An 18190-nucleotide genomic window follows, 5' to 3' on the forward strand; every position below is an offset into this window, starting at 1 on the left:
CTTCTCGAATAAAGGTCAGGCGGCTTTCGCGGGTCTGCACCATTCCGGCAGCCAATCGGCATGCGCGACCAGCAGGTCGCTTACCAGATTGCTGATTTGGCGCAGGTCCAACTCGGCTGCGGTGTGGGGGTCCATCATCGCGGCGTGGTAGATGTATTCGGGGTTTTCTTCAACCAATGCACGGACTGTCAGCTCCTGCACATTGATCTGGGTGCGCATCAAAGCGATCAGCTGAGGCGGAATATCGGTAACCACCGAGGGTTGTACCCCGTTGTTGTCCACCAAACATGGCGTTTCGACAACGGCACCCAAGGGCAATTGCGGTATCTGGCCGGTGTTCGGAAGATTGCCATAAGCCGTATAGGGCGTGTCGGTGACAACCGCGTTCATCAGATCGGCAGCGAATTCGTGGCTGCGCTTTACCTCGATATCGCGGCCATCTGTTAGGGTCTTGGCCTGTTCTTTCCAGTTGGCCACCTGCTCGACGCAACGTGTCGGGTATTCGTCCAGAGGGATCGAAAACTGCTCGATCAGGTCCTGCCGCCCGTCCTTGATAAACCACGGCACATATTCCGCCAGATGTTCTGAGCTTTCGGTGCAGAAGTAGCCCAGATGATCCATCACCTCATAGCGCACCTTGTTGGGGCAACGCGGCATCAGCAGCGGCGCTTTGGGGAAGCGACCGCTTGCATAACCCTGCCGCAGCGCCGGATAGAGGTCGCGGCCCTGATGTTCCAGCTTCAGGAAAAACGCGACGTGGTTGACGCCTGCAACCTTGTACTGGAATTCGTCCTTGGGCAGGTCCAGATCGTGGGCCAGTTCTTCGACCGTGTTCTGAACCGAATGGCAGAGGCCCACATGTTTCAGGGTGGGGAATCGTTCGGCCAGTGCCCAGGTGTTGATCGCCATGGGATTCACATATTGCAGCAGCGTTGCATTGGGGCAAAGCTGCATCATGTCCTGAGCCACATCCCACAGAACCGGAACCGTGCGCAGACCGCGCATAATCCCACCAACACCCAGCGTGTCGGCAATGGTCTGACGCAGCCCATATTGCTTGGGGATTGCGAAATCTGTCACCGTGCAGGGTTCATACCCGCCGATCTGAAAGGCGGTGATGACGAAGTCTGCGCCGTCCAGTGCGGCGCGGCGATCCGTGTGCGTTGTGACGCGAGCACCACTTCCGACCGAACGGATCATGGCTTTGGCGACGGTTTCGCTCTCGGCCAGTCGCTCGGGGTCGATATCCATCAGCGCAAAATGGCTGTTGGCCAACGATGGGGTCAGCAGGGCGTCGCCCACGATATTCTGCATGAAAATCGTGGAACCAGCCCCGATAAACGTGATCTTTGTCATGAGACAAACCTTTGGTTTGACGTTAGTTTTTGGTTTGGCGTTATTTTACGGCACCGAGGGTCAGGCCCGCGATGAAGTGTTTCTGCATCAGGAAGAACATGGCCACCGGCGGCAGGGCCGCGATGATGGAACCGGCACTCATCAATTGATAGGCGGCGCGGAACTGCGCGTTAAAGCTGGTGATCCCTGCCGTAACGGGTTGGCTTTCCGGCCCTTGAGTCAGGACAACAGCCCAGAAAAAGTCATTCCAGATGAAGGTAAAGATCAATACGCTCAGCGCGGCAATCGCAGGCTTCATCAGGGGCAGAACCACGTACCAGAAAATGCGCCATTCGCTGATGCCCTCGACGCGCGCGGCCTCGATCAGTTCAAAGGGCAGGGCGCGGATAAAGTTACGCATAAACAGCGTGCAGAACCCGGTCTGGAACGCGATGTGGAACAAAACCAGCCCGGTCTTGGTGTTGTACAGCCCCAGCTCCAGCGTCAGGTCCCGGACCGGAACCATCAGAATCTGGAACGGCACAAAGTTGCCCGCAACGAACATGAAGAAGATCCAGATGTTCGACTTGAACTTGTATATCCCCAGCGCGAACCCGGTCATGGTGCTGAGTGCAATGCAGCCAACCACCGTCGGGATGGTGATCATGAATGAGTTCAGCAGATATCGCGGCATGTCCGAGTTAAAGAAGACCTGCCCATAATTGAACGCACCTTCAAAGCTGGATGGCAGGCCCCAATAGTTCGCATTGGTGAAATCCGCCGCCGGTTTGACCGAGAACAGGGCAACGGCCAGCAATGGCCCTAGCCACAGCAGCAAGGCTACTGGCAACAGGGCCTGATAGGTGATCTGCGCCGCGCGGGGTTGTTTTTCGATAGGTTTGGGAAACATCTCAGTGCCCCTTTTCTTCGCGATACATCGACCAGAGGAAATAGGCGATGAAACACAGCATGATCAGGAATAGGACCACGGCAATCGCCGCCCCGTATCCCATTCGGAAACCATATTCGGACAGTGCGACTTCGAACATGTAGTAGGCCAGCACACGGGAAGAGCCAAACGGGCCGCCCTGGGTCATGATCGAGATCAGGTCAAAGCTGCGCAGCGCGCCGATGATGGTGACGACAAAGGCGATGAAGGTTGCGGGGCGCAGTTGTGGCAGGATGATATTCCACAGCATGCTCCAACCCTTGGCACCGTCCAGTCGCCCCGCCTCGATCTGTTCCGGGTCGACGGCGTTCAGGCCGGTCAGATACAGGATCATGCAATAGGCCGTCTGCGGCCAGAGGCCCGCAAAGATGATGCCATAGGTCACGAAACGCTCATCCCCCAGCACGTTCAGGGGCCCCAGACCAAAGAGGCCGAGGAATTCGTTCAGCAGGCCAAAGGTCGGATCATAGAACCATGTGAACACAAGGCCGACGACGACTTGAGAAATCACGAATGGAAAGAAAAACAGTGATTTATAGAGTCGGATACCCCAGACAGTCTGGTTGAGGAACAGCGCGATAAACAGGCCTGCCGGGATGGCCAGAAGATAGAGCACCAGCCAGATCAGGTTGTTTTTCAGCGAGGTGTAAAAGGCGTCGCGGTCGACCCATTCCCAATACAGGTCTTCGTAGTTGCGCATCCCGACATATTCGGCAGCGCCCAGCCCGTCCCATTCATAGAGCGACAGGTTAAAGGACTGAAAGACCGGGATGATCACATAGACCAAAAAGAACAACAGGCCCGGCGCAAGGAAAAGCCACGGGGCGATGCGTTGCTGATTTCTGTGGAACCAGCTTTCCTGTTCGGGAGCGTCTGCAACAGCGGTCATGGGATATCTCGGGTTTTGTTGGGGGCAGGGCAGGCCGAAACCCGCCCTGCTGTGTCTGGCGACGCAGGCCGGGCCTCAGCCCAGCCCATGCCGGATCAGTTGTCGTAGATACGCTCGCGGGCGCGTTCCAGCTTGGCCAGAATACGGTCGGCATTATCCGGTTTGACCATGAATTCCTGGAAACCCTCCATCGAGACCTTGGCCATTTCCGCCGGTGCGTCACGATCCCAGAACTGGGCTACGCCGCCGGGGCTGTTGGAAGATAGCATGACAAAGCCCTGTTGCAGGAACTTGTCGTCATCCACAGCCGATTTTGCGTTGACCGGCAACTGGCCAAGGTTGGCACCGTTGTTGATCTCGGTCTGCTCATCCGCCGAAACAGCAAAGCGCAGGAATTCACGTGCGGCTTCTTTGTTCGATGCGTTGGCCGGGATGTGGAACGTGTCGGTCGGTGCGTCCTCGGACAGTTCAACATCGGGGTTGATGGCGACGAACTGGTAGAAATCCAGCTGGTCATCGGTCAGACCTGCCTCGCGCAGCGGCGCAACGGCAAAGTTACCCATCAGATAGGCCGCAGCTTCGCCATTGACCATGAAGGGCAGCGCTTCCTGCCAGCTATAGGTCTGGTGGTTGTCGATGAACGCGCCCATGTCGATCAGCTGTTTCCAGTTGGCGAAGGTCTGTTTGACCCGGTCGTCTTCCCAGCTGATTTCGCCATTGGCGAGCTGATTGTGGAAGTCGAACCCGTTGGTGCGCATGTTCAGATAGTCAAACCAGCCACCCGCGGTCCACAGGAACTTGGTCCCAATGGTATAGCAAGCGCGGCCTGAATCGACGATCTTCTGGCAGTTGGCCAGTTCTTCTTCCCAGGTGGTCGGCTCGGTCAGGCCCAGCTCTTCAAAGATGTCTTTGCGGTAATAAACGCCCCACTGGTAGTAGGTATAGGGCACACCCCATTGCTTGCCGTCGATGGTCATCGCGCCTTTGGTCGAGGCGAGATTGTCGGCAATTTCAGGCTCGGCCCACAGATCGGACACGTCTTCGAAGAGACCTGCCTCAACATACGGCTTCATCCGGTTGGCTGCGTACCAGGTGGCAACGTCCGGCGTGTCCGCGGTCAGGAAGTTGCGGATCTGGGTCTTGTACGCCTCACGGTCAATCACCGTTGTTTCAATCTCCAGATCGGGATGCTGCGCCTGGAACCGCTCGATCATCGCCTCCATCGTCGCGCGCGGCGCGGGGTTCGACGTGTCGAGAAAGATCCGCAGCTCACCGGTGAGTTCGGCAGATGCCGGAGCAGCAATTGCTACACTGGCCGCCAACGCCGCGGCAGTGCGCTTGAACATGGAATGCATGGTTTCCTCCCTTAGCTTCCATCTTTAATGGTTCCATATAATGAAACCAAGTTTTATATATTGAAAACTACACATCGAATCGGCTAGGCTTGTCAATACTCTCGTGTGGAGGACATGAGAGTATATGCGGAGGAGAACGGGCACCCGTGGCAGGTGACGGCACTATAGGCAAAGCATGTGATGTGCTTGAGCAGGTTGCGGGCTTTCAGCGCCCGGTCCGGTTTGGTGAGCTGCTGGACAGAAGCGATTTTCCCAAAGCGTCCCTGTATCGCTTTCTGCAATCTCTGACCAATCAGGGGATGCTGTGCTATGACCCCGACAGACAGACCTATGCGCCCGGCTTGCGGCTGGTCCGGCTGGCCCATTCGGCGTGGACGCAAAGCTCGCTGGCCCCCATCGCGCGGCCGATTATGGATATGCTCAGCCTTGATACGGGCGAAACCGTCCATCTGGCGCAACTGGATTCAAGCCAGGTGCTGTATGTCGACAAGCGCAACGCCAAAAACCCGGTCGAGATGTATTCTGAGGCAGGCAAGGTTGGGCCTGCCTATTGCACGGGCGTCGGCAAGGCGATGCTGGCGTTTCTTGACGAAGACAGGCTGGAACAGGCCGTTTCGCTGCAGAGTTTTCACCGTTTTACAGATCATACGCTTGCCTCGAAAGAGGCGCTGCGCGCTGATCTCGACCTGATCCGCCGCCGTGGTTATGCCATCGACAACGAAGAGCATGAGCCCGGTATCATCTGTATTGCCTGCCCGATCCTGACATCAGGCGGCAGGATGCTGGGGGCGATATCCGTGACCGGCTCGACCGAACGGATGGGCTTTGCCCAGCTGGAAAAGTGGGTTCCGCGCGTTCAGCAGGCTGCTGAACAGATCGGGACCGAGGCGCAAGCATGGCGGTTTCCTGAAAACCGCGGGAACAGAAAGAAGGCATCATGACCGGCGTAACCCTGAATGGCGCAATCAAGCGCTACGGCCAGACACAGGTTATCCATGGCGTGGATCTGCAGGTCGAAGACGGCGAATTCTGCGTGTTCGTTGGCCCTTCGGGCTGCGGCAAGTCCACGTTGTTGCGCATGATTGCTGGGCTGGAGGAAACTTCGGAAGGCGAGATTCGTATCGGTCAGCGTGACGTGACCCATATGGACCCAGCCAAGCGTGGCGTGGCGATGGTGTTCCAGACCTATGCGTTGTACCCACACATGACTGTGGCCGAGAATATGGGCTTTGGCCTGCGTATGAACGGTGTGCCCAAGGCAGAGATCAACAAGAAGGTGCAGGAAGCATCAGAGATCCTCAAACTTGGCCCCTATCTCAAGCGCAAGCCCAAGGCTCTGTCGGGGGGGCAGCGGCAGCGCGTTGCCATTGGTCGTGCCATTGTGCGCGGTCCCGAAGTGTTCCTGTTTGACGAACCGCTCTCGAACCTCGATGCCGAGTTACGGGTCGAAATGCGGGTCGAGATTGCACGCCTGCACCAGGAAATCGGCGCAACCATGATCTATGTGACCCACGATCAGGTCGAGGCGATGACCATGGCCGACAAGATCGTGGTGCTGCGCGATGGCCGGATCGAACAGGTCGGTGCGCCGATGGACCTTTACCGTGATCCGGACAATCGGTTTGTTGCGGGCTTCATCGGTTCACCTTCGATGAATTTCCTGGAATGTGACATCGTTGACGGGATGGTGCAGCACCCTGCATTGACGACAGCGATCCCGGTTTTGGCCTCGGTGCCTTCTGGGGCCACCAAGGTGACGCTCGGCATTCGGCCGGAACATATCGAAGTAGATCGCAACGGTGACACCTGCACCGTGGATCTGATCGAGGCGCTGGGTGGCGTGTCCTATTCGTACCTTCTGTCCTCAAACGGTGACAAACTGATTGTCGAAGAACGTGATGATCAGCGCAGCGCACAGGGCGACAAGATCGCAATCTCGGTACGACCCGAACGGGCGATGCTGTTTGACGCCGAAAGCGGCTTGCGATTGCGCTAGAGCCCCTCGGTGCTCAGGCGACGGCGATAGACGTTGTTCAGATACCCCTGATCCTGAATGCGGAAATGGGTTTCGCCCACATGTTCGAATCCGTGCGCAAGATAATATGCAATTGCGGGGTCGTTTTCGGCGTTGGTGGCCAGCCAGACGGAGTCGGCGGCGTTCTGGCGGCAATGGGCAAGGGCGGCGTTCAGCAGACGGGTCCCGATTCCTTTGCCCTGATGGCGCGGCTGGACATAGAAGGTTGCGATTTCCATCTCTGAGCAGCCCGCAACCGGTGCTTTGCTGCCTGAGGAAACCCGAATAAACCCATCGATGCCTTCGGCGTTGTCCGAGACCAGAATGAATTCATTCGGATCAGATATGAGCTCTTCGATCTTGTCAGCGGTGAATTCGGCCAAAGCGTAGTCCGCAAAGAAAGCGCTGACGCCGCGTTTCAGATAGGTTCCGACCCAGACCTCGATCGAGATAGCCGCGATGCTGGGCGCGTCTGATTTATCCACTATTCGCAATGTCATGGCCCATAGGTGCCAGAATTTCCGCACGGATCAACATCAAACCTCGGCAGTGCCATGCATTCAAAAGTGGATTTTGTATCCAAAATCCCTTACATCTGCTGATAGTCACGCGCCAAAGGATCACCGCCTATGCAATCCGATGTTTTTACAGGCACGATGCCTGCCCTTATGACCCCTTGCACACTCAACAGAGAACCAGACTTTGACGCACTGGTCCGCAAGGGCCAGCAGATGATCGGCGCGGGCATGTCGGCAGTGGTCTATTGCGGTTCGATGGGGGACTGGCCGCTGCTGACCGATGCCCAGCGGATGGAGGGGGTCGAGCGGTTGATTGATGCCGGCCTGCCCGTTGTTGTCGGTACGGGTGCGATCAACACGAAATCCGCGGTGGCCCATGCCGCCCATGCGCAGCGGATGGGTGCGGCGGGTCTGATGGTCATCCCGCGCGTGTTGTCGCGGGGCAGCTCGCCAACGGCGCAGAAGAACCATTTCGACGCGATCCTGTCTGCAGCCCCGGACGTGCCCGCGATCATCTATAACAGCCCCTATTACGGCTTTGCGACGCGGGCGGATCTGTTCTTTGCCCTGCGGGCTGCGCATCCGAATCTGGTCGGGTTCAAGGAATTCGGCGGCCGGGACGATTTGCGCTATGCGGCCGAGAACATCACCAGCCGCGATGATCAGGTCACGCTGATGGTAGGGGTGGATACTGAGGTGTATCATGGCATTGTCAATTGCGGTGCAACCGGATCGATCACCGGGATCGGAACCGCACTGCCGCATGAGGCATTACTGCTGGCCGCGTTGTCGAAGAAAGCGGCAGAGGGTCATGCCGAGGCCCGCCAGCGTGCGCAGGAGCTGACCGAAGCGATTCATGTCTTGTCCAGCTTTGACGAGGGCCCCGATCTGGTGCTCTATTACAAACATCTTCTGGTGCTGAACGGGGAACAGGAATACCGGTTGCACTTCAATGAAACAGATGAGCTGACGGACGCGCAGCGGCGCTATTGCGAACAACAATATGCCTTGTTCCGCACCTGGTTCGCCGATTGGTCAACGCAGGGCGGTGTGATTTCCAAATGCATGTGATCGACAGCCATACCGGAGGTGAACCGACACGGGTGATCCTTGATGGCGCACTCGATCTGGGTGACGGGCCGCTGGCAGATCGTGCGCAACGGTTGGCAACCCGGCATCAGGGCTTCTGTAATGCGGTGATGGCGGAACCGCGCGGGCAGCCTGCCATGGTCGCTGCCTTGTTGGTCGAGCCCGTTGATCCCACCTGCGTAACCGGCGTGATCTACTTTGATCTGGATGCGGTGTTGGGCATGTGTGGTCATGGCACAATCGGGCTGGGCGTCACGCTGGCGCATCTGGGTCGTATTGGTACCGGCCGTCACCGCATCGAAACCCCGGCGGGTGTTGTGACGCTTCAGCTGCATGATGCCAATACGGTGACGGTGATCAATGTCGAAAGCCGCCGGGTGCATAAAGACGCTACACTCGACCTGCCCCAGCTGGGGCGCGTGACCGGTGATGTGGCCTATGGTGGCAATTGGTTCTTTATTGTCGATCCCAGCCCGGTTCCGGTGCGTAGAGATAACATCAAAGAGATGACCGAACTGGCTGTTGCGATCCGCGAAGCGTCCATTGCGCAGGGTCTGGGCGGCGAACAGGGCGAGCCGGTGGATCATGTGATCTTTCAGGATGCCTCGCCCACCCAAGGGGTCCACAGCCGCAATTTCGTGCTGTGCCCGGACGATGCCTATGATCGCTCGCCCTGTGGTACGGGCAGCTCGGCCCGGTTGGCCTGCCTCGCGGCCGACGGTCGTTTGGCGGTTGGGGACGAGATTGTGCAAGAAAGTGTGATAGGGAGCACCTATCGCCTGTCCTATCAGCCAGGATCGCAGGGGGGCGTGATCCCGTCGATCACGGGTCAGGCCTTTGTCATGGCCGAAGCGCAGTTGTTCTTTGACGAAAACGATCCCTTTCGGACTGGTATCGGGGTGTGACGCAGGCATCTGTCATTGTGATCGGTGCTGGTGTGGTGGGCATCAGTATCGCGCTGGAATTGCAGAGACGCGGGTATAGTGTCAGAGTTTTGGATCGCGACGGGGTCGCGGCGCAGGCTTCAGCGGGAAATGCCGGGGCCTTTGCGTTTTCGGAAATCGAACCGCTGGCAACCCCCGGCATCATGCGCAAAGCGCCGAAATGGTTTCTTGATCCAATGGGGCCTTTGGCCGTTCCGCCAGCCTATGCGGTGCAGATCATGCCGTGGTTGTGGAAATTTTTGCGGGCCAGCCAGCGAAGCCAATATGCACACCTGCTTGCTGCGCAGGTTGACCTGATGCGGGTGTCCAAGGCGGGTTTTGATCGGCTTGCCACTTCGGTCGACGCAGAAGATCTGCTGCAACGTGATGGCCAGTTGCAGCTCTACGAAAGCGAAGCTGAGTACCGTGCCAGCCTGTCCGCGTGGGAACTGCGGCGGCATCACGGGATCGCGTTTGACTTGCTGCAAAGCCCTGAGGCGATTGCTGAAATCCAACCGGGTCTCAGCAAACGGTTTACCCATGCCGGGTTCACGCCGAACTGGATTAACGTTGTCGACCCCAAGGCATGGGTAGACCATCTGGCGCAGGTGTTTCGGGATCGTGGTGGGCAGATTGACCGACAAGAGGTGCGGGCCATCGTGCCTGCACAGCCCGGCGTGCGGCTGACGCTTAGCTCTGGTGAGGTCGAGGCCAGCAAGGTCGTGATCGCGGCCGGGGCATGGTCGCATCATCTGGCGCGTGGGATGGGGGATCTTGTCCCGCTGGAGACCGAGAGAGGATATAACACCACCTTGCCGCCGGGCGCATTCGATCTGCGTCTGCACCTGACCTTTTCGCGCCACGGCTTTGTCGCGAGCCGGATCAACGGGGGTGTGCGGGTTGGCGGGGCCGTTGAACTGGGCGGGCTTAAACTGCCGCCAAATTTCAAACGGGCTGACACCCTGCTGGACAAAGCGCGTGACTTCCTGCCGGGTCTCGATACGCAACGGGCTGCGCAATGGATGGGGTTTCGACCATCGCTGCCCGACAGCCTGCCGGTGATTGGGCCCTCACCGGCATCACGTGATGTGATCTATGCGTTTGGTCACGGTCATCTGGGGCTGACGCAATCTGCCGGTACCGCTGAACTGGTCGCGGATGTGATTGAGGGACGAGCATCCGCGATATCGCTTGAGCCCTTCTTGGCAACACGATTCTAAGGGCCTCAATCCAGCAGCGCCGACAACTCGTCATGCAATGGTTTTGAAACCTCGGCAAAGCCGCGTGCAGTATTACGCGCCCGCGCCGCAAAGCGGCGTTGCGAGGGGAGTCGCGCACCCTGGTCAGTAATATCGGCAAACAGGCGTTCGGCCCGGCTGTCATTGGCCTCGGTTTTGCCATTGCTGAACTGTTTGGGATCAAAGGCCAGCACGATCTGGCCATGGTAGGGCGCGCCGCCAGCGCCTTGGGCGAACTCCATGCTCTCGATACTGGTCAGATCATCAATCAGCGGTCCGGCCATCAGTTCGATCATGATCGACAGAGCCGATCCCTTATAGCTGCCAAAGGTCAGCATCGCCCCGTCCAGCGCTGCCTGAGGATCGGCGGTTGGGTTGCCGTACTTGTCTATTGCAACCCCATCGGGCAGAGGTTTGCCCGCGCGCATATACAGCTCAATCTCTCCCCGCGCGAAGGCGCTGGTGGCAAAATCAAAGGTGAACGGATCTTTGCCGTGTCGGGGCCAGCTGAAGGCAAGCGGGTTAGTGCCAAGGCTGCCACGGGTTCCCCCTGCCGGGGCCACCCAGGCATGGCTGGGCACCATGGTCATCGCGGCCAGACCGGCGGCAGACAGGCGCTCGACCTCGGGCCAGAGGGCCGAGAAGTGAAAGCAGCGATTGATGGCCATCGCGGCGATCCCATGGCGGCGCGTCTTTTCGATCAGATGCGGCAGGGCCTGTTGAAACGCCAGCAAGGACATCCCGCCCTGCGAATCCACCCGCACGATGGCAGTGTCAGAGGGTGAGACAACCGGTTCGGCGTGGCCGTCCAGTTTGCCGGTCTGCATAGTCTGCACGCACATCAGCAACCGAAACAGCCCGTGCGACTGGCAGTCATCCCACTGGCAGGTGGTCAGAAAGGCAGCAATCGCCTGCGCGTGGTTGTCGCCAAACCCCGCACGGGTCAGGACCTTGAAAGACAGGTCCGTTATCTCATCAGCGGTCAGTTTGACGGTGTCACTCATGATCCATCTCTTCTTTCAGATATGACAGGGATAGCGGCGAAAGGTGCAGGAGTTCAACCGACGACGGATGGTTTGTAGTTGGCAGGATCAGGCGGGCCAGATATTTGTATCCAAAATGCAAAAACGGACAGCCCTTTGGGACCAAAGCGTACGATAACCCGTCAAAGCCTGCCTGATGTCATCGCCAATGATCTGCGCGACCGTATCCTGAGCGGTGAGCAGGTCGGTGGCGAGGTGATCCGACAAGAGGCGCTGGCCGAAGACTACGGCGTCTCGCGCATGCCCGTGCGCGAAGCCCTCAAGCAGCTGGATGCCGAGGGGCTGGTGACCCTGACCAACAATCGCGGCGCGACCGTGACAAAGCACTCACCTGCCGAGATTGCCGAGATTTTCGACCTGCGTATATTGTTGGAAGTTGACCTTTTCCGCCGCGCAATCCCGGCGATGACATCGACCGATCTGACACGTTGCGAACAGATCTTGCACAAGATGGAGGCCTCGTATGATGCAAATGATGTTGGCCGTTGGGGTACCTTCAACCAGGACTACCATGCCGCGCTCTATGCCGCGGCAGATCGGGGCCTGACCAACGATCTGCTGCGCCGGATAAATTTGCAGTCTGACCGCTATGTGCGGATGCATCTGAGCGTGATGAAACAACGAGAACCCGCCCGCGCCGAGCATCGCGAATTGTTGAACCTGGCGCAGGCCGGTCATGTGGACGCGGCCTGCGATCTTCTTGTCCGGCATATCAGGCGTACCCGGGATCAGCTTTTGACCTTGATCCTGGATTGAGCTGAGGTTTGCCTTTTGCGGTAAACCTCAGCCGTTGGTTTCCTCCTGAATATAGGCGATGACATCGGCGATATCGGTGTCTTTCTTCAGGCCGGGAAAGGCCATCTTGTTGCCTGGAATGCTCTTTCGCGGATCAGCCAGAAACGCGATGAGTTCAGCCTCAGTCCAGACAAGCTCCGAGCCCTGCAATGCAGCGGAGTATTTGAACCCCTCGACCTGTCCGGCTTGCGCGTCGATGATGCCGTGCAGTGACGGGCCGACTTTGTTCTTGCCCGGCTTTACCTCGTGGCAGGCCTTACATTTGCGAAAGACCTTTTTTCCTGCTGCAGGATCACCCGCCAGGCTGACAGCCTCGACAGGTGTCGCCTCGGGGGCGGCTTCGGCTTTTTGGTCATCCATTGTGAACATCAGCCGCGCGGTAACCGGAACGGTTCTGGTGATGCCGGGCAGCTCTGCCAGTTCCATCAGCTTGTCGATTCCTGCATTGATGCCTGCATCTTCGGTGCTGAGGAACACCATGTCATTGGTTGAAACCAGAACGGATGTATCGCTCAGCCGGGCCACAAACATCTCGACATCAAATTCAACGTCGGTGCCAGCCAGCGACAAGACTGCCTCGGCATCGATAAGGGTGGTCGCGCCTGTTTGCAGGTTCGAGATTTCGGCCATGTCGAACTGTGCCGTCAGCGTCGCGGTAGGGGCTTGGCGAAAGACATATTCGATCATCCGTTCGTTGCGGATATCGATGTTGGTTTCAACCGATGACAGGTCAATTTCGATCCTGGCCTGACCGTCCGGACTGACCTGACCGCTGAGCCCGGTAAAGCTGTTTACCTCGCCGACAGTGTTCTTTTTAATTGAGCCATAGGCCAGATGCGATCCTTCCGGAACAAGCGTCCAGCTTTCTGCGATGGCCTGTGTTGCCACAATCGACGACGCGATTGTGAGGGCTTTCAGCATAAGTTTCATTTTCTTCCTCCAGAATATATGTCAGTGCTGGTCGCACGGGTGTGGCCCGTGAAAGACAAACAGACATAGGTCCCGATTTATTCGATGACTGGCGAAATCAGTTCAGAACAGGCCGTGCGCGCCGCTGTTCAGACACATTCAAAACGTGTCTGGCGCTTTGCGCTTGCGCTGTCGGGGGCTGCGGATGTCGCTGATGATCTGCTCCAGTCTACCTGTTTGCGCGCGCTTGAGCGGCATCATCAGGTCACATCACATGCGCGGCTGGATTCGTGGCTGATGACCATCTGCCGCTCGATTTGGCTGAATGAGGTGCGTGCGCGGTCTGTGCGCAAGGCGCAAGCGCTGTCGGTAACACCCGATGCTGAATTAATTGCAACTGGGCCCGATTCAGAAACGAATATTTTCGCGACTGAAGTGTTTACAGAAGTGATGCAGCTGCCAGAAGCGCAGCGGGAAACGGTCATGTTGGTCTTTGTAGAAGGCTACAGCTACCGCGAGGCGGCCGCATTGCTGGAGGTGCCGATCGGCACGATTATGAGCCGGCTTTCGAATGCCCGGCAAAAACTGAAAGCTGTTATGCAGATGGATGCTGCGGACACGGCGCGACGGAGTGGCAAATGAAGTTTTCCGACGAGACGCTGCTGGCGTATCTGGAAGGCAGGCTGGATGAGGCCGACTGCCGCGCCATTGAGGCCGCCGTCGAAGATGATTCGGCGCTTGAACAGCGCCTGATCGCGCTGGATCCGTTTGCGCCGGTTGTCGGGGAAGTCTTTCAGGCCCTGCCCGCAGAGACACCACAGGTGGATTTGCCCGATATCATTGCGGCACCCAAACCCGCGCGCGTGGGCTACCTGCGTTTGATTTCTGTGGCTGCAACAGCAGCAATTGCCGCGGTAGCACTGACCTTTTGGGCCACACGCCCCGCACCTTTGGGCTGGACCCAACAAGCCGCGATCTACCAGTCGCTTTATGTGCCCGACACGATTGCGACGCTGGACAGCTCACCCGAGGTTTTGGACAAGCAGTTCCAGATGGCAGAGGCGCAGCTGGGGCGCTCGTTGCAGCGCGATGCGCTAGAGGCGCTGCCGGGGCTCGAGCTGAAACGCGCGCAGGTTCTTTCTTTCAAAGGGAAACCACTTGTTCAGGTGGTGTTCGCCGATGAACAGGGTCGCCCGTTTGCGTTCTGCGTCATTCGACAGGGCCCCTCGGCGCCGAACAAGGCGGTGCAACAGGCCACGCTCAGCGGTTTGGCGACAGCCGCATGGGCGCAGGATGGCTATGGGTACATGCTGCTTGGCGGTAATGCGCTGTCCGATCTGGACGAGCGGCTGGAGATGTTGACCCGAACCTTCTCAGGTTGATCCATCGCACAAAGATAATACCCCTTGTGAACCGCGACGAATGTCCAAAGAATAGCGGGTATGAAGCCGAAACCTGTCCTGCCAGATCCGGATGACGAGGCCGCCGACGTCGGGCCGCGCAGCATCTATGACACGGATGATTACGACGAAGATGATCTGTGGTTTCTGCCGCCCGAAGATGATGATGCCGCTGCGGACTACCTGCCACCGGGGCCGCGGGCTGATCGCCGTCTTTTGTTTGATCCACGCGACTGGCACGCGGCGCAGGCGGAGCTGTCGTTTGAGCTTGCCGATCTGGCCGCGACCTTTGGAGCGTTAGACGAACGCCTGCGGGCTGGTCCGGATGGCTGGAGGCACCGCCTTGCCCTGATGGATGTCTCCGATCTGGGCTGGTGGACCGGCGATAGGATCAGTGTGGATCGTCTGGCGCTGTGGACCGGTTTGCGGATCGGTGCCACCAGCGACGACGTTCAGGCCCTGTACCGCGCAGGCTGGGCCGTTCGTCGCCTGACCGCGGGCGCTGCCCCGTCTGCCGGCGGGTGGGAGGTCGGTCTGACCGCCTTTCTGGACCGGCAGGCGCAAGGCATCGAGGATGTTCCCGAAGCGGTCGGTGACCTGGCCGAAGTAATGCAGAACGCCGAAGGGCTGCACCCGGTCACCCAGGCCGCGATGGCGTTCCACGCCTGGCGCGCCCTGTCACAGGGCGTTGGCCCGGATACCGAGGCCGCAATCATCGCGGCCCGCCATGCCGCATCAATGGGACGTGGCGGAGCGCTGTTTATGCCGCTGGCGTTATCAGGGCCGGGCGCCCTGCGCGGGGTTGGGGAACCGTCCGAGAAGCTGGCCGCTTGGATTCAGGGGGTGGGGCAGGCGGCTTTGGCCGCGCTGCTGCATCTGGATCGGGTCAGCGCATGGGCGGCGCGCGCGCAAGAGTTGACCCAAGACCTGAGCGGGCGTACGCCGCCCGTTCTGATTGAGGTTCTGACCGCGTGGCCCATGGTCTCGGCGCCATTGGCAGAGGACCTGACCCAGGCCTCACGCGCGGCGGCGCAGCGCAATCTGGATATTCTGACGGACCGGGGCCTGATCCGTGAGGTCACGGGGCAAGGGCGGTATCGCGTGTGGACCGCAGCGCTGTAGCGACGGATCGGGCGCTTAGCGCCCGACACCCACATAGCTTTCAAAGCCTGATTTCAGCACTTTGCTTTCCGAATAGATGTTGCGCAGATCGACCATGCGCGGGCTCTTCATCGTCTCAGCCAGCTCGGTCAGATTAAGCGCGCGGAATTCGTTCCATTCGGTCAACAATACCACGGCGTCCGCATCTTTGGCCGCAGCATAGGGATCGTCTGACCATTCGACACCGGGCAGCAGCGCTTCGCCCTCTGACCGGCCTTGCGGATCAACCACGCGGACCTTGGCACCGCCACCAATCAACGCGGGTACAATCGTCAGGGACGGCGCATCGCGCATGTCATCGGTATTGGGTTTGAAAGTCACGCCGAGGATGGCAACCGTTTTGCCGTTGAAGCTGTCTTCACAGGCTTCACGGATTTTCTCGGTCATGCGTTTTTTGACCTCGTCATTCACACGGATGACGGTTTCCGTGATCTGCATGGGATGTGCGTGTTCCTGCCCGATACGGGCAAGGGCCGCGGTGTCTTTGGGAAAACACGACCCGCCATAGCCCGGTCCGGCATGCAGGAACTTGTTGCCGATCCGGCCATCCAGACCGATGCCGCGCGCCACCTCTTTGACGTCGCCGCCAACGCGTTCGCACAGGCCCGCGATCTCGTTGATAAAGGTGATCTTGGTCGCCAGAAAGGCGTTGGCCGCATATTTAATCATCTCGGCGCTTTCCAGATCGGTGGTCAGGATCGGGAAATCGCGCAGATAGAGCGGGCGGTAAATCTCGGCCATCACCTCGGCGGCACGGTCGCTTTCGACCCCGACGACCACACGGTCCGGGCGCATAAAATCGTCAATGGCGGCGCCTTCGCGCAGGAACTCGGGGTTTGAGGCTACGTCAAAGGCAGCTTTGGGATTCGCGGCGGTTACAACTTCATGCACCTTGCGGTTTGTGCCGACCGGAACGGTCGATTTGGTGACAACGACCGTATAGTCGGTGATTGCGTTTGCGATCTCTTCCGCTGCGGCCATCACATAGGTCAGGTCTGCATGCCCATCACCGCGCCGCGTGGGCGTGCCCACGGCGATAAACACCGCATCAGCGCCGTCAACGGCGGCAGACAGATCAGTGGTAAAGCTCAGCCGTCCGGCGGCGACGTTCTTGGCCATGAGCGTGTCGAGGCCGGGTTCGTAAATCGGAACCTCGCCTGCCTTCAGCATCTCAATCTTCTGGGCGGCCTTGTCGACACAAACCACATCGTGCCCAAAGTCCGAGAAACATACCCCCGACACAAGGCCGACATATCCGGTGCCGATCATCGCAATACGCATACTTCAAAATCCTTTGTTACCAATTACCATCGATGGCGCGCATACATTCGAAGAAACCTCCGCCGGTTTCAATGCCTGACTGTACCCTTGGGTTGCATTCCGCACATTCTTGCTGTTTTTGGAACGACAAATGGGCAACTTGAAGTTGGTGGAACATCGTCATGGCCAAAACAGCATTGATTACCGGCATCACCGGTCAGGATGGTTCTTATCTGGCAGAGCTGCTGCTGGCAAAGGGCTATGAGGTTCATGGCATCAAACGCCGCGCTTCGTCGTTCAACACGCAGCGGATCGATCACATCTATCAGGACCCGCATGAGCCGAATCCAAAACTGCATCTGCATTATGGCGACCTGAGCGACACGTCGAACCTGACGCGGATCATCCAGCAAGTTCAGCCGGACGAGGTCTATAACCTCGGCGCGCAGTCGCATGTGGCGGTAAGTTTTGAATCGCCCGAATACACGGCAGATGTCGATGCGATCGGCACCTTACGGCTGCTTGAGGCGATCCGCTTTCTGGGGCTTGAGAACAAGACCCGTTTCTATCAGGCCTCAACCTCCGAGCTGTATGGCCTCGTCCAGGAAACACCCCAGCGCGAGACCACGCCATTTTACCCGCGTTCGCCCTATGCGGTGGCCAAGCTTTATTCCTATTGGATTACGGTGAACTATCGCGAGGCGTATGGGATGTATGCCTGCAATGGTATCCTGTTTAACCACGAAAGCCCGCGCCGTGGCGAAACCTTCGTGACGCGTAAGATCACCCGCGGGTTGGCCAATATCGCGCAAGGTTTGGAAAACTGCCTGTATATGGGCAACATCGATAGTCTGCGCGATTGGGGTCACGCCAAAGATTATGTGCGAATGCAATGGCTTATGCTGCAGAAAGATAAGCCTGAGGACTTTGTAATTGCGACGGGCAAGCAGTATTCGGTCCGCCAATTCATCGAATGGTCCGCCGCAGAACTTGGGGTGACGCTTGAGTTTTCGGGCGAGGGCGTGGATGAGATTGCGCGCGTTGCCGCGATCGAGGGGCAGGACTCGCCTGCCCTGAATGTGGGTGACGTTGTGCTGCGGATTGATCCGCAGTACTTCCGCCCCGCCGAGGTTGATACGCTGCTGGGTGATCCGAGCAATGCCAAGACCAAGCTGGGCTGGGAGCCGGAACTGACGGTACAGGAAATGTGTGCGGAAATGGTGGATGAAGATCTGAAAACCGCCAAGCGCCATGCCCTGCTGAAAGAGCACGGGTTCGAGCTGCCGGTCAGCCTGGAAAACGGCTGAGGAGG

General features: G+C 58.5%; 18 protein-coding genes. 10 read left to right on the forward strand and 8 right to left on the reverse strand.

From position 1 onward, the window contains the following. Positions 1-15: 15 nt before the first annotated feature. From melA to ACR0I7_RS11870, 4 genes are all read right to left on the reverse strand, one after another. Complete coding sequence (melA, locus tag ACR0I7_RS11855; protein WP_480511242.1) at positions 16-1356, reverse strand: alpha-galactosidase; 1341 nt, start codon at positions 1354-1356, stop codon at positions 16-18. Between the two features lie 40 nt (positions 1357-1396). Next, entirely contained in the window at positions 1397-2245 is an 849-nt protein-coding gene (locus ACR0I7_RS11860) for a carbohydrate ABC transporter permease (protein WP_480511244.1), read from the reverse strand. 1 nt (position 2246) lies between these two features. Further along, the gene (locus tag ACR0I7_RS11865) at positions 2247-3173 is read right to left on the reverse strand and encodes a carbohydrate ABC transporter permease (RefSeq protein WP_480511246.1); all 927 of its coding nucleotides are present in this window, start codon (positions 3171-3173) and stop codon (positions 2247-2249) included. 95 nt (positions 3174-3268) lie between these two features. Continuing rightward, positions 3269-4528, reverse strand: a complete 1260-nt coding sequence (locus ACR0I7_RS11870) for an ABC transporter substrate-binding protein (RefSeq protein ID WP_480511248.1) — start codon at positions 4526-4528, stop codon at positions 3269-3271. Positions 4529-4674: 146 nt separating this feature from the next. Between ACR0I7_RS11870 and ACR0I7_RS11875 the strand changes: the two genes are divergently transcribed. Both ACR0I7_RS11875 and ACR0I7_RS11880 read left to right on the forward strand, forming a co-directional pair. Continuing rightward, positions 4675-5469, forward strand: a complete 795-nt coding sequence (locus ACR0I7_RS11875) for an IclR family transcriptional regulator (protein WP_480511250.1) — start codon at positions 4675-4677, stop codon at positions 5467-5469. Then, positions 5466-6524, forward strand: a complete 1059-nt coding sequence (locus ACR0I7_RS11880) for an ABC transporter ATP-binding protein (protein ID WP_480511251.1) — start codon at positions 5466-5468, stop codon at positions 6522-6524. The genes ACR0I7_RS11875 and ACR0I7_RS11880 overlap by 4 nt, the downstream gene beginning before the upstream one ends. On the opposite strand, the gene ACR0I7_RS11885 is transcribed toward ACR0I7_RS11880, so the two are convergent. Beyond that, on the reverse strand, positions 6521-7042 hold the full coding sequence (locus ACR0I7_RS11885) for an N-acetyltransferase family protein (RefSeq protein WP_480511253.1): 522 nt from the start codon (positions 7040-7042) through the stop codon (positions 6521-6523). The two genes, ACR0I7_RS11880 and ACR0I7_RS11885, sit on opposite strands and share 4 nt — an antisense overlap. Before the next feature lie 129 nt (positions 7043-7171). On the opposite strand from ACR0I7_RS11885, the gene ACR0I7_RS11890 reads away from it, so the two are divergent. Genes ACR0I7_RS11890 through ACR0I7_RS11900 form a run of 3 tightly spaced genes read left to right on the forward strand, consistent with a single transcriptional unit; the run spans position 7172 to position 10292 of the window. Further along, positions 7172-8131 carry a dihydrodipicolinate synthase family protein gene (locus tag ACR0I7_RS11890; RefSeq protein ID WP_480511255.1) on the forward strand — a complete coding sequence of 320 codons (960 nt, stop codon included), beginning with the start codon at positions 7172-7174 and terminating at the stop codon, positions 8129-8131. After that, a complete protein-coding gene (locus ACR0I7_RS11895) occupies positions 8122-9054 on the forward strand; it encodes a 4-hydroxyproline epimerase (RefSeq protein ID WP_480511257.1) in 933 nt (310 codons plus the stop codon). The genes ACR0I7_RS11890 and ACR0I7_RS11895 overlap by 10 nt, the downstream gene beginning before the upstream one ends. Beyond that, positions 9051-10292: an NAD(P)/FAD-dependent oxidoreductase gene (locus ACR0I7_RS11900; protein ID WP_480511259.1), complete on the forward strand. Its 1242-nt coding sequence runs from the start codon at positions 9051-9053 to the stop codon at positions 10290-10292. The genes ACR0I7_RS11895 and ACR0I7_RS11900 overlap by 4 nt, the downstream gene beginning before the upstream one ends. A gap of 5 nt (positions 10293-10297) precedes the next feature. Here the strand turns inward: ACR0I7_RS11900 and ACR0I7_RS11905 are convergent, their stop codons facing one another. Beyond that, the gene (locus ACR0I7_RS11905) at positions 10298-11314 is read right to left on the reverse strand and encodes an Ldh family oxidoreductase (RefSeq protein WP_480511261.1); all 1017 of its coding nucleotides are present in this window, start codon (positions 11312-11314) and stop codon (positions 10298-10300) included. A gap of 135 nt (positions 11315-11449) precedes the next feature. Between ACR0I7_RS11905 and ACR0I7_RS11910 the strand changes: the two genes are divergently transcribed. Further along, entirely contained in the window at positions 11450-12109 is a 660-nt protein-coding gene (locus ACR0I7_RS11910; RefSeq protein ID WP_480511263.1) for a GntR family transcriptional regulator, read from the forward strand. Between the two features lie 27 nt (positions 12110-12136). On the opposite strand, the gene ACR0I7_RS11915 is transcribed toward ACR0I7_RS11910, so the two are convergent. Beyond that, complete coding sequence (locus ACR0I7_RS11915; RefSeq protein WP_480511265.1) at positions 12137-13078, reverse strand: c-type cytochrome; 942 nt, start codon at positions 13076-13078, stop codon at positions 12137-12139. Positions 13079-13192: 114 nt separating this feature from the next. Between ACR0I7_RS11915 and ACR0I7_RS11920 the strand changes: the two genes are divergently transcribed. Genes ACR0I7_RS11920 through ACR0I7_RS11930 form a run of 3 tightly spaced genes read left to right on the forward strand, consistent with a single transcriptional unit; the run spans position 13193 to position 15579 of the window. Then, positions 13193-13699, forward strand: a complete 507-nt coding sequence (locus ACR0I7_RS11920) for an RNA polymerase sigma factor (RefSeq protein WP_480511266.1) — start codon at positions 13193-13195, stop codon at positions 13697-13699. Continuing rightward, entirely contained in the window at positions 13696-14439 is a 744-nt protein-coding gene (locus ACR0I7_RS11925) for a hypothetical protein (protein WP_480511268.1), read from the forward strand. Before ACR0I7_RS11920 ends, ACR0I7_RS11925 begins: the two co-directional genes overlap by 4 nt. A 60-nt stretch (positions 14440-14499) precedes the next feature. Continuing rightward, on the forward strand, positions 14500-15579 hold the full coding sequence (locus ACR0I7_RS11930) for a helix-turn-helix domain-containing protein (RefSeq protein ID WP_480511269.1): 1080 nt from the start codon (positions 14500-14502) through the stop codon (positions 15577-15579). A gap of 15 nt (positions 15580-15594) precedes the next feature. Here the strand turns inward: ACR0I7_RS11930 and ACR0I7_RS11935 are convergent, their stop codons facing one another. Further along, a complete protein-coding gene (locus ACR0I7_RS11935) occupies positions 15595-16899 on the reverse strand; it encodes a UDP-glucose dehydrogenase family protein (protein WP_480511271.1) in 1305 nt (434 codons plus the stop codon). A gap of 161 nt (positions 16900-17060) precedes the next feature. Between ACR0I7_RS11935 and gmd the strand changes: the two genes are divergently transcribed. After that, complete coding sequence (gmd, locus tag ACR0I7_RS11940; protein WP_480511273.1) at positions 17061-18185, forward strand: GDP-mannose 4,6-dehydratase; 1125 nt, start codon at positions 17061-17063, stop codon at positions 18183-18185. Positions 18186-18190 lie beyond the last annotated feature (5 nt).

It is taken from the genome of Ruegeria sp. AM1, from assembly GCF_056540745.1.

Excerpts from the sequence above, each read along its gene's own strand:
- melA (WP_480511242.1), bottom strand. The coding sequence starts at position 1,356 with ATGACAAAGATCACGTTTATCGGGGCTGGTTCCACGATTTTCATGCAG.
- ACR0I7_RS11860 (WP_480511244.1), bottom strand. The coding sequence starts at position 2,245 with ATGTTTCCCAAACCTATCGAAAAACAACCCCGCGCGGCGCAGATCACC.
- ACR0I7_RS11865 (WP_480511246.1), bottom strand. The coding sequence starts at position 3,173 with ATGACCGCTGTTGCAGACGCTCCCGAACAGGAAAGCTGGTTCCACAGA.
- ACR0I7_RS11870 (WP_480511248.1), bottom strand. The coding sequence starts at position 4,528 with ATGCATTCCATGTTCAAGCGCACTGCCGCGGCGTTGGCGGCCAGTGTA.
- ACR0I7_RS11880 (WP_480511251.1), top strand. The coding sequence starts at position 5,466 with ATGACCGGCGTAACCCTGAATGGCGCAATCAAGCGCTACGGCCAGACA.
- ACR0I7_RS11885 (WP_480511253.1), bottom strand. The coding sequence starts at position 7,042 with ATGACATTGCGAATAGTGGATAAATCAGACGCGCCCAGCATCGCGGCT.
- ACR0I7_RS11890 (WP_480511255.1), top strand. The coding sequence starts at position 7,172 with ATGCAATCCGATGTTTTTACAGGCACGATGCCTGCCCTTATGACCCCT.
- ACR0I7_RS11895 (WP_480511257.1), top strand. The coding sequence starts at position 8,122 with ATGCATGTGATCGACAGCCATACCGGAGGTGAACCGACACGGGTGATC.
- ACR0I7_RS11905 (WP_480511261.1), bottom strand. The coding sequence starts at position 11,314 with ATGAGTGACACCGTCAAACTGACCGCTGATGAGATAACGGACCTGTCT.
- ACR0I7_RS11915 (WP_480511265.1), bottom strand. The coding sequence starts at position 13,078 with ATGAAACTTATGCTGAAAGCCCTCACAATCGCGTCGTCGATTGTGGCA.
- ACR0I7_RS11925 (WP_480511268.1), top strand. The coding sequence starts at position 13,696 with ATGAAGTTTTCCGACGAGACGCTGCTGGCGTATCTGGAAGGCAGGCTG.
- ACR0I7_RS11930 (WP_480511269.1), top strand. The coding sequence starts at position 14,500 with ATGAAGCCGAAACCTGTCCTGCCAGATCCGGATGACGAGGCCGCCGAC.
- ACR0I7_RS11935 (WP_480511271.1), bottom strand. The coding sequence starts at position 16,899 with ATGCGTATTGCGATGATCGGCACCGGATATGTCGGCCTTGTGTCGGGG.
- gmd (WP_480511273.1), top strand. The coding sequence starts at position 17,061 with ATGGCCAAAACAGCATTGATTACCGGCATCACCGGTCAGGATGGTTCT.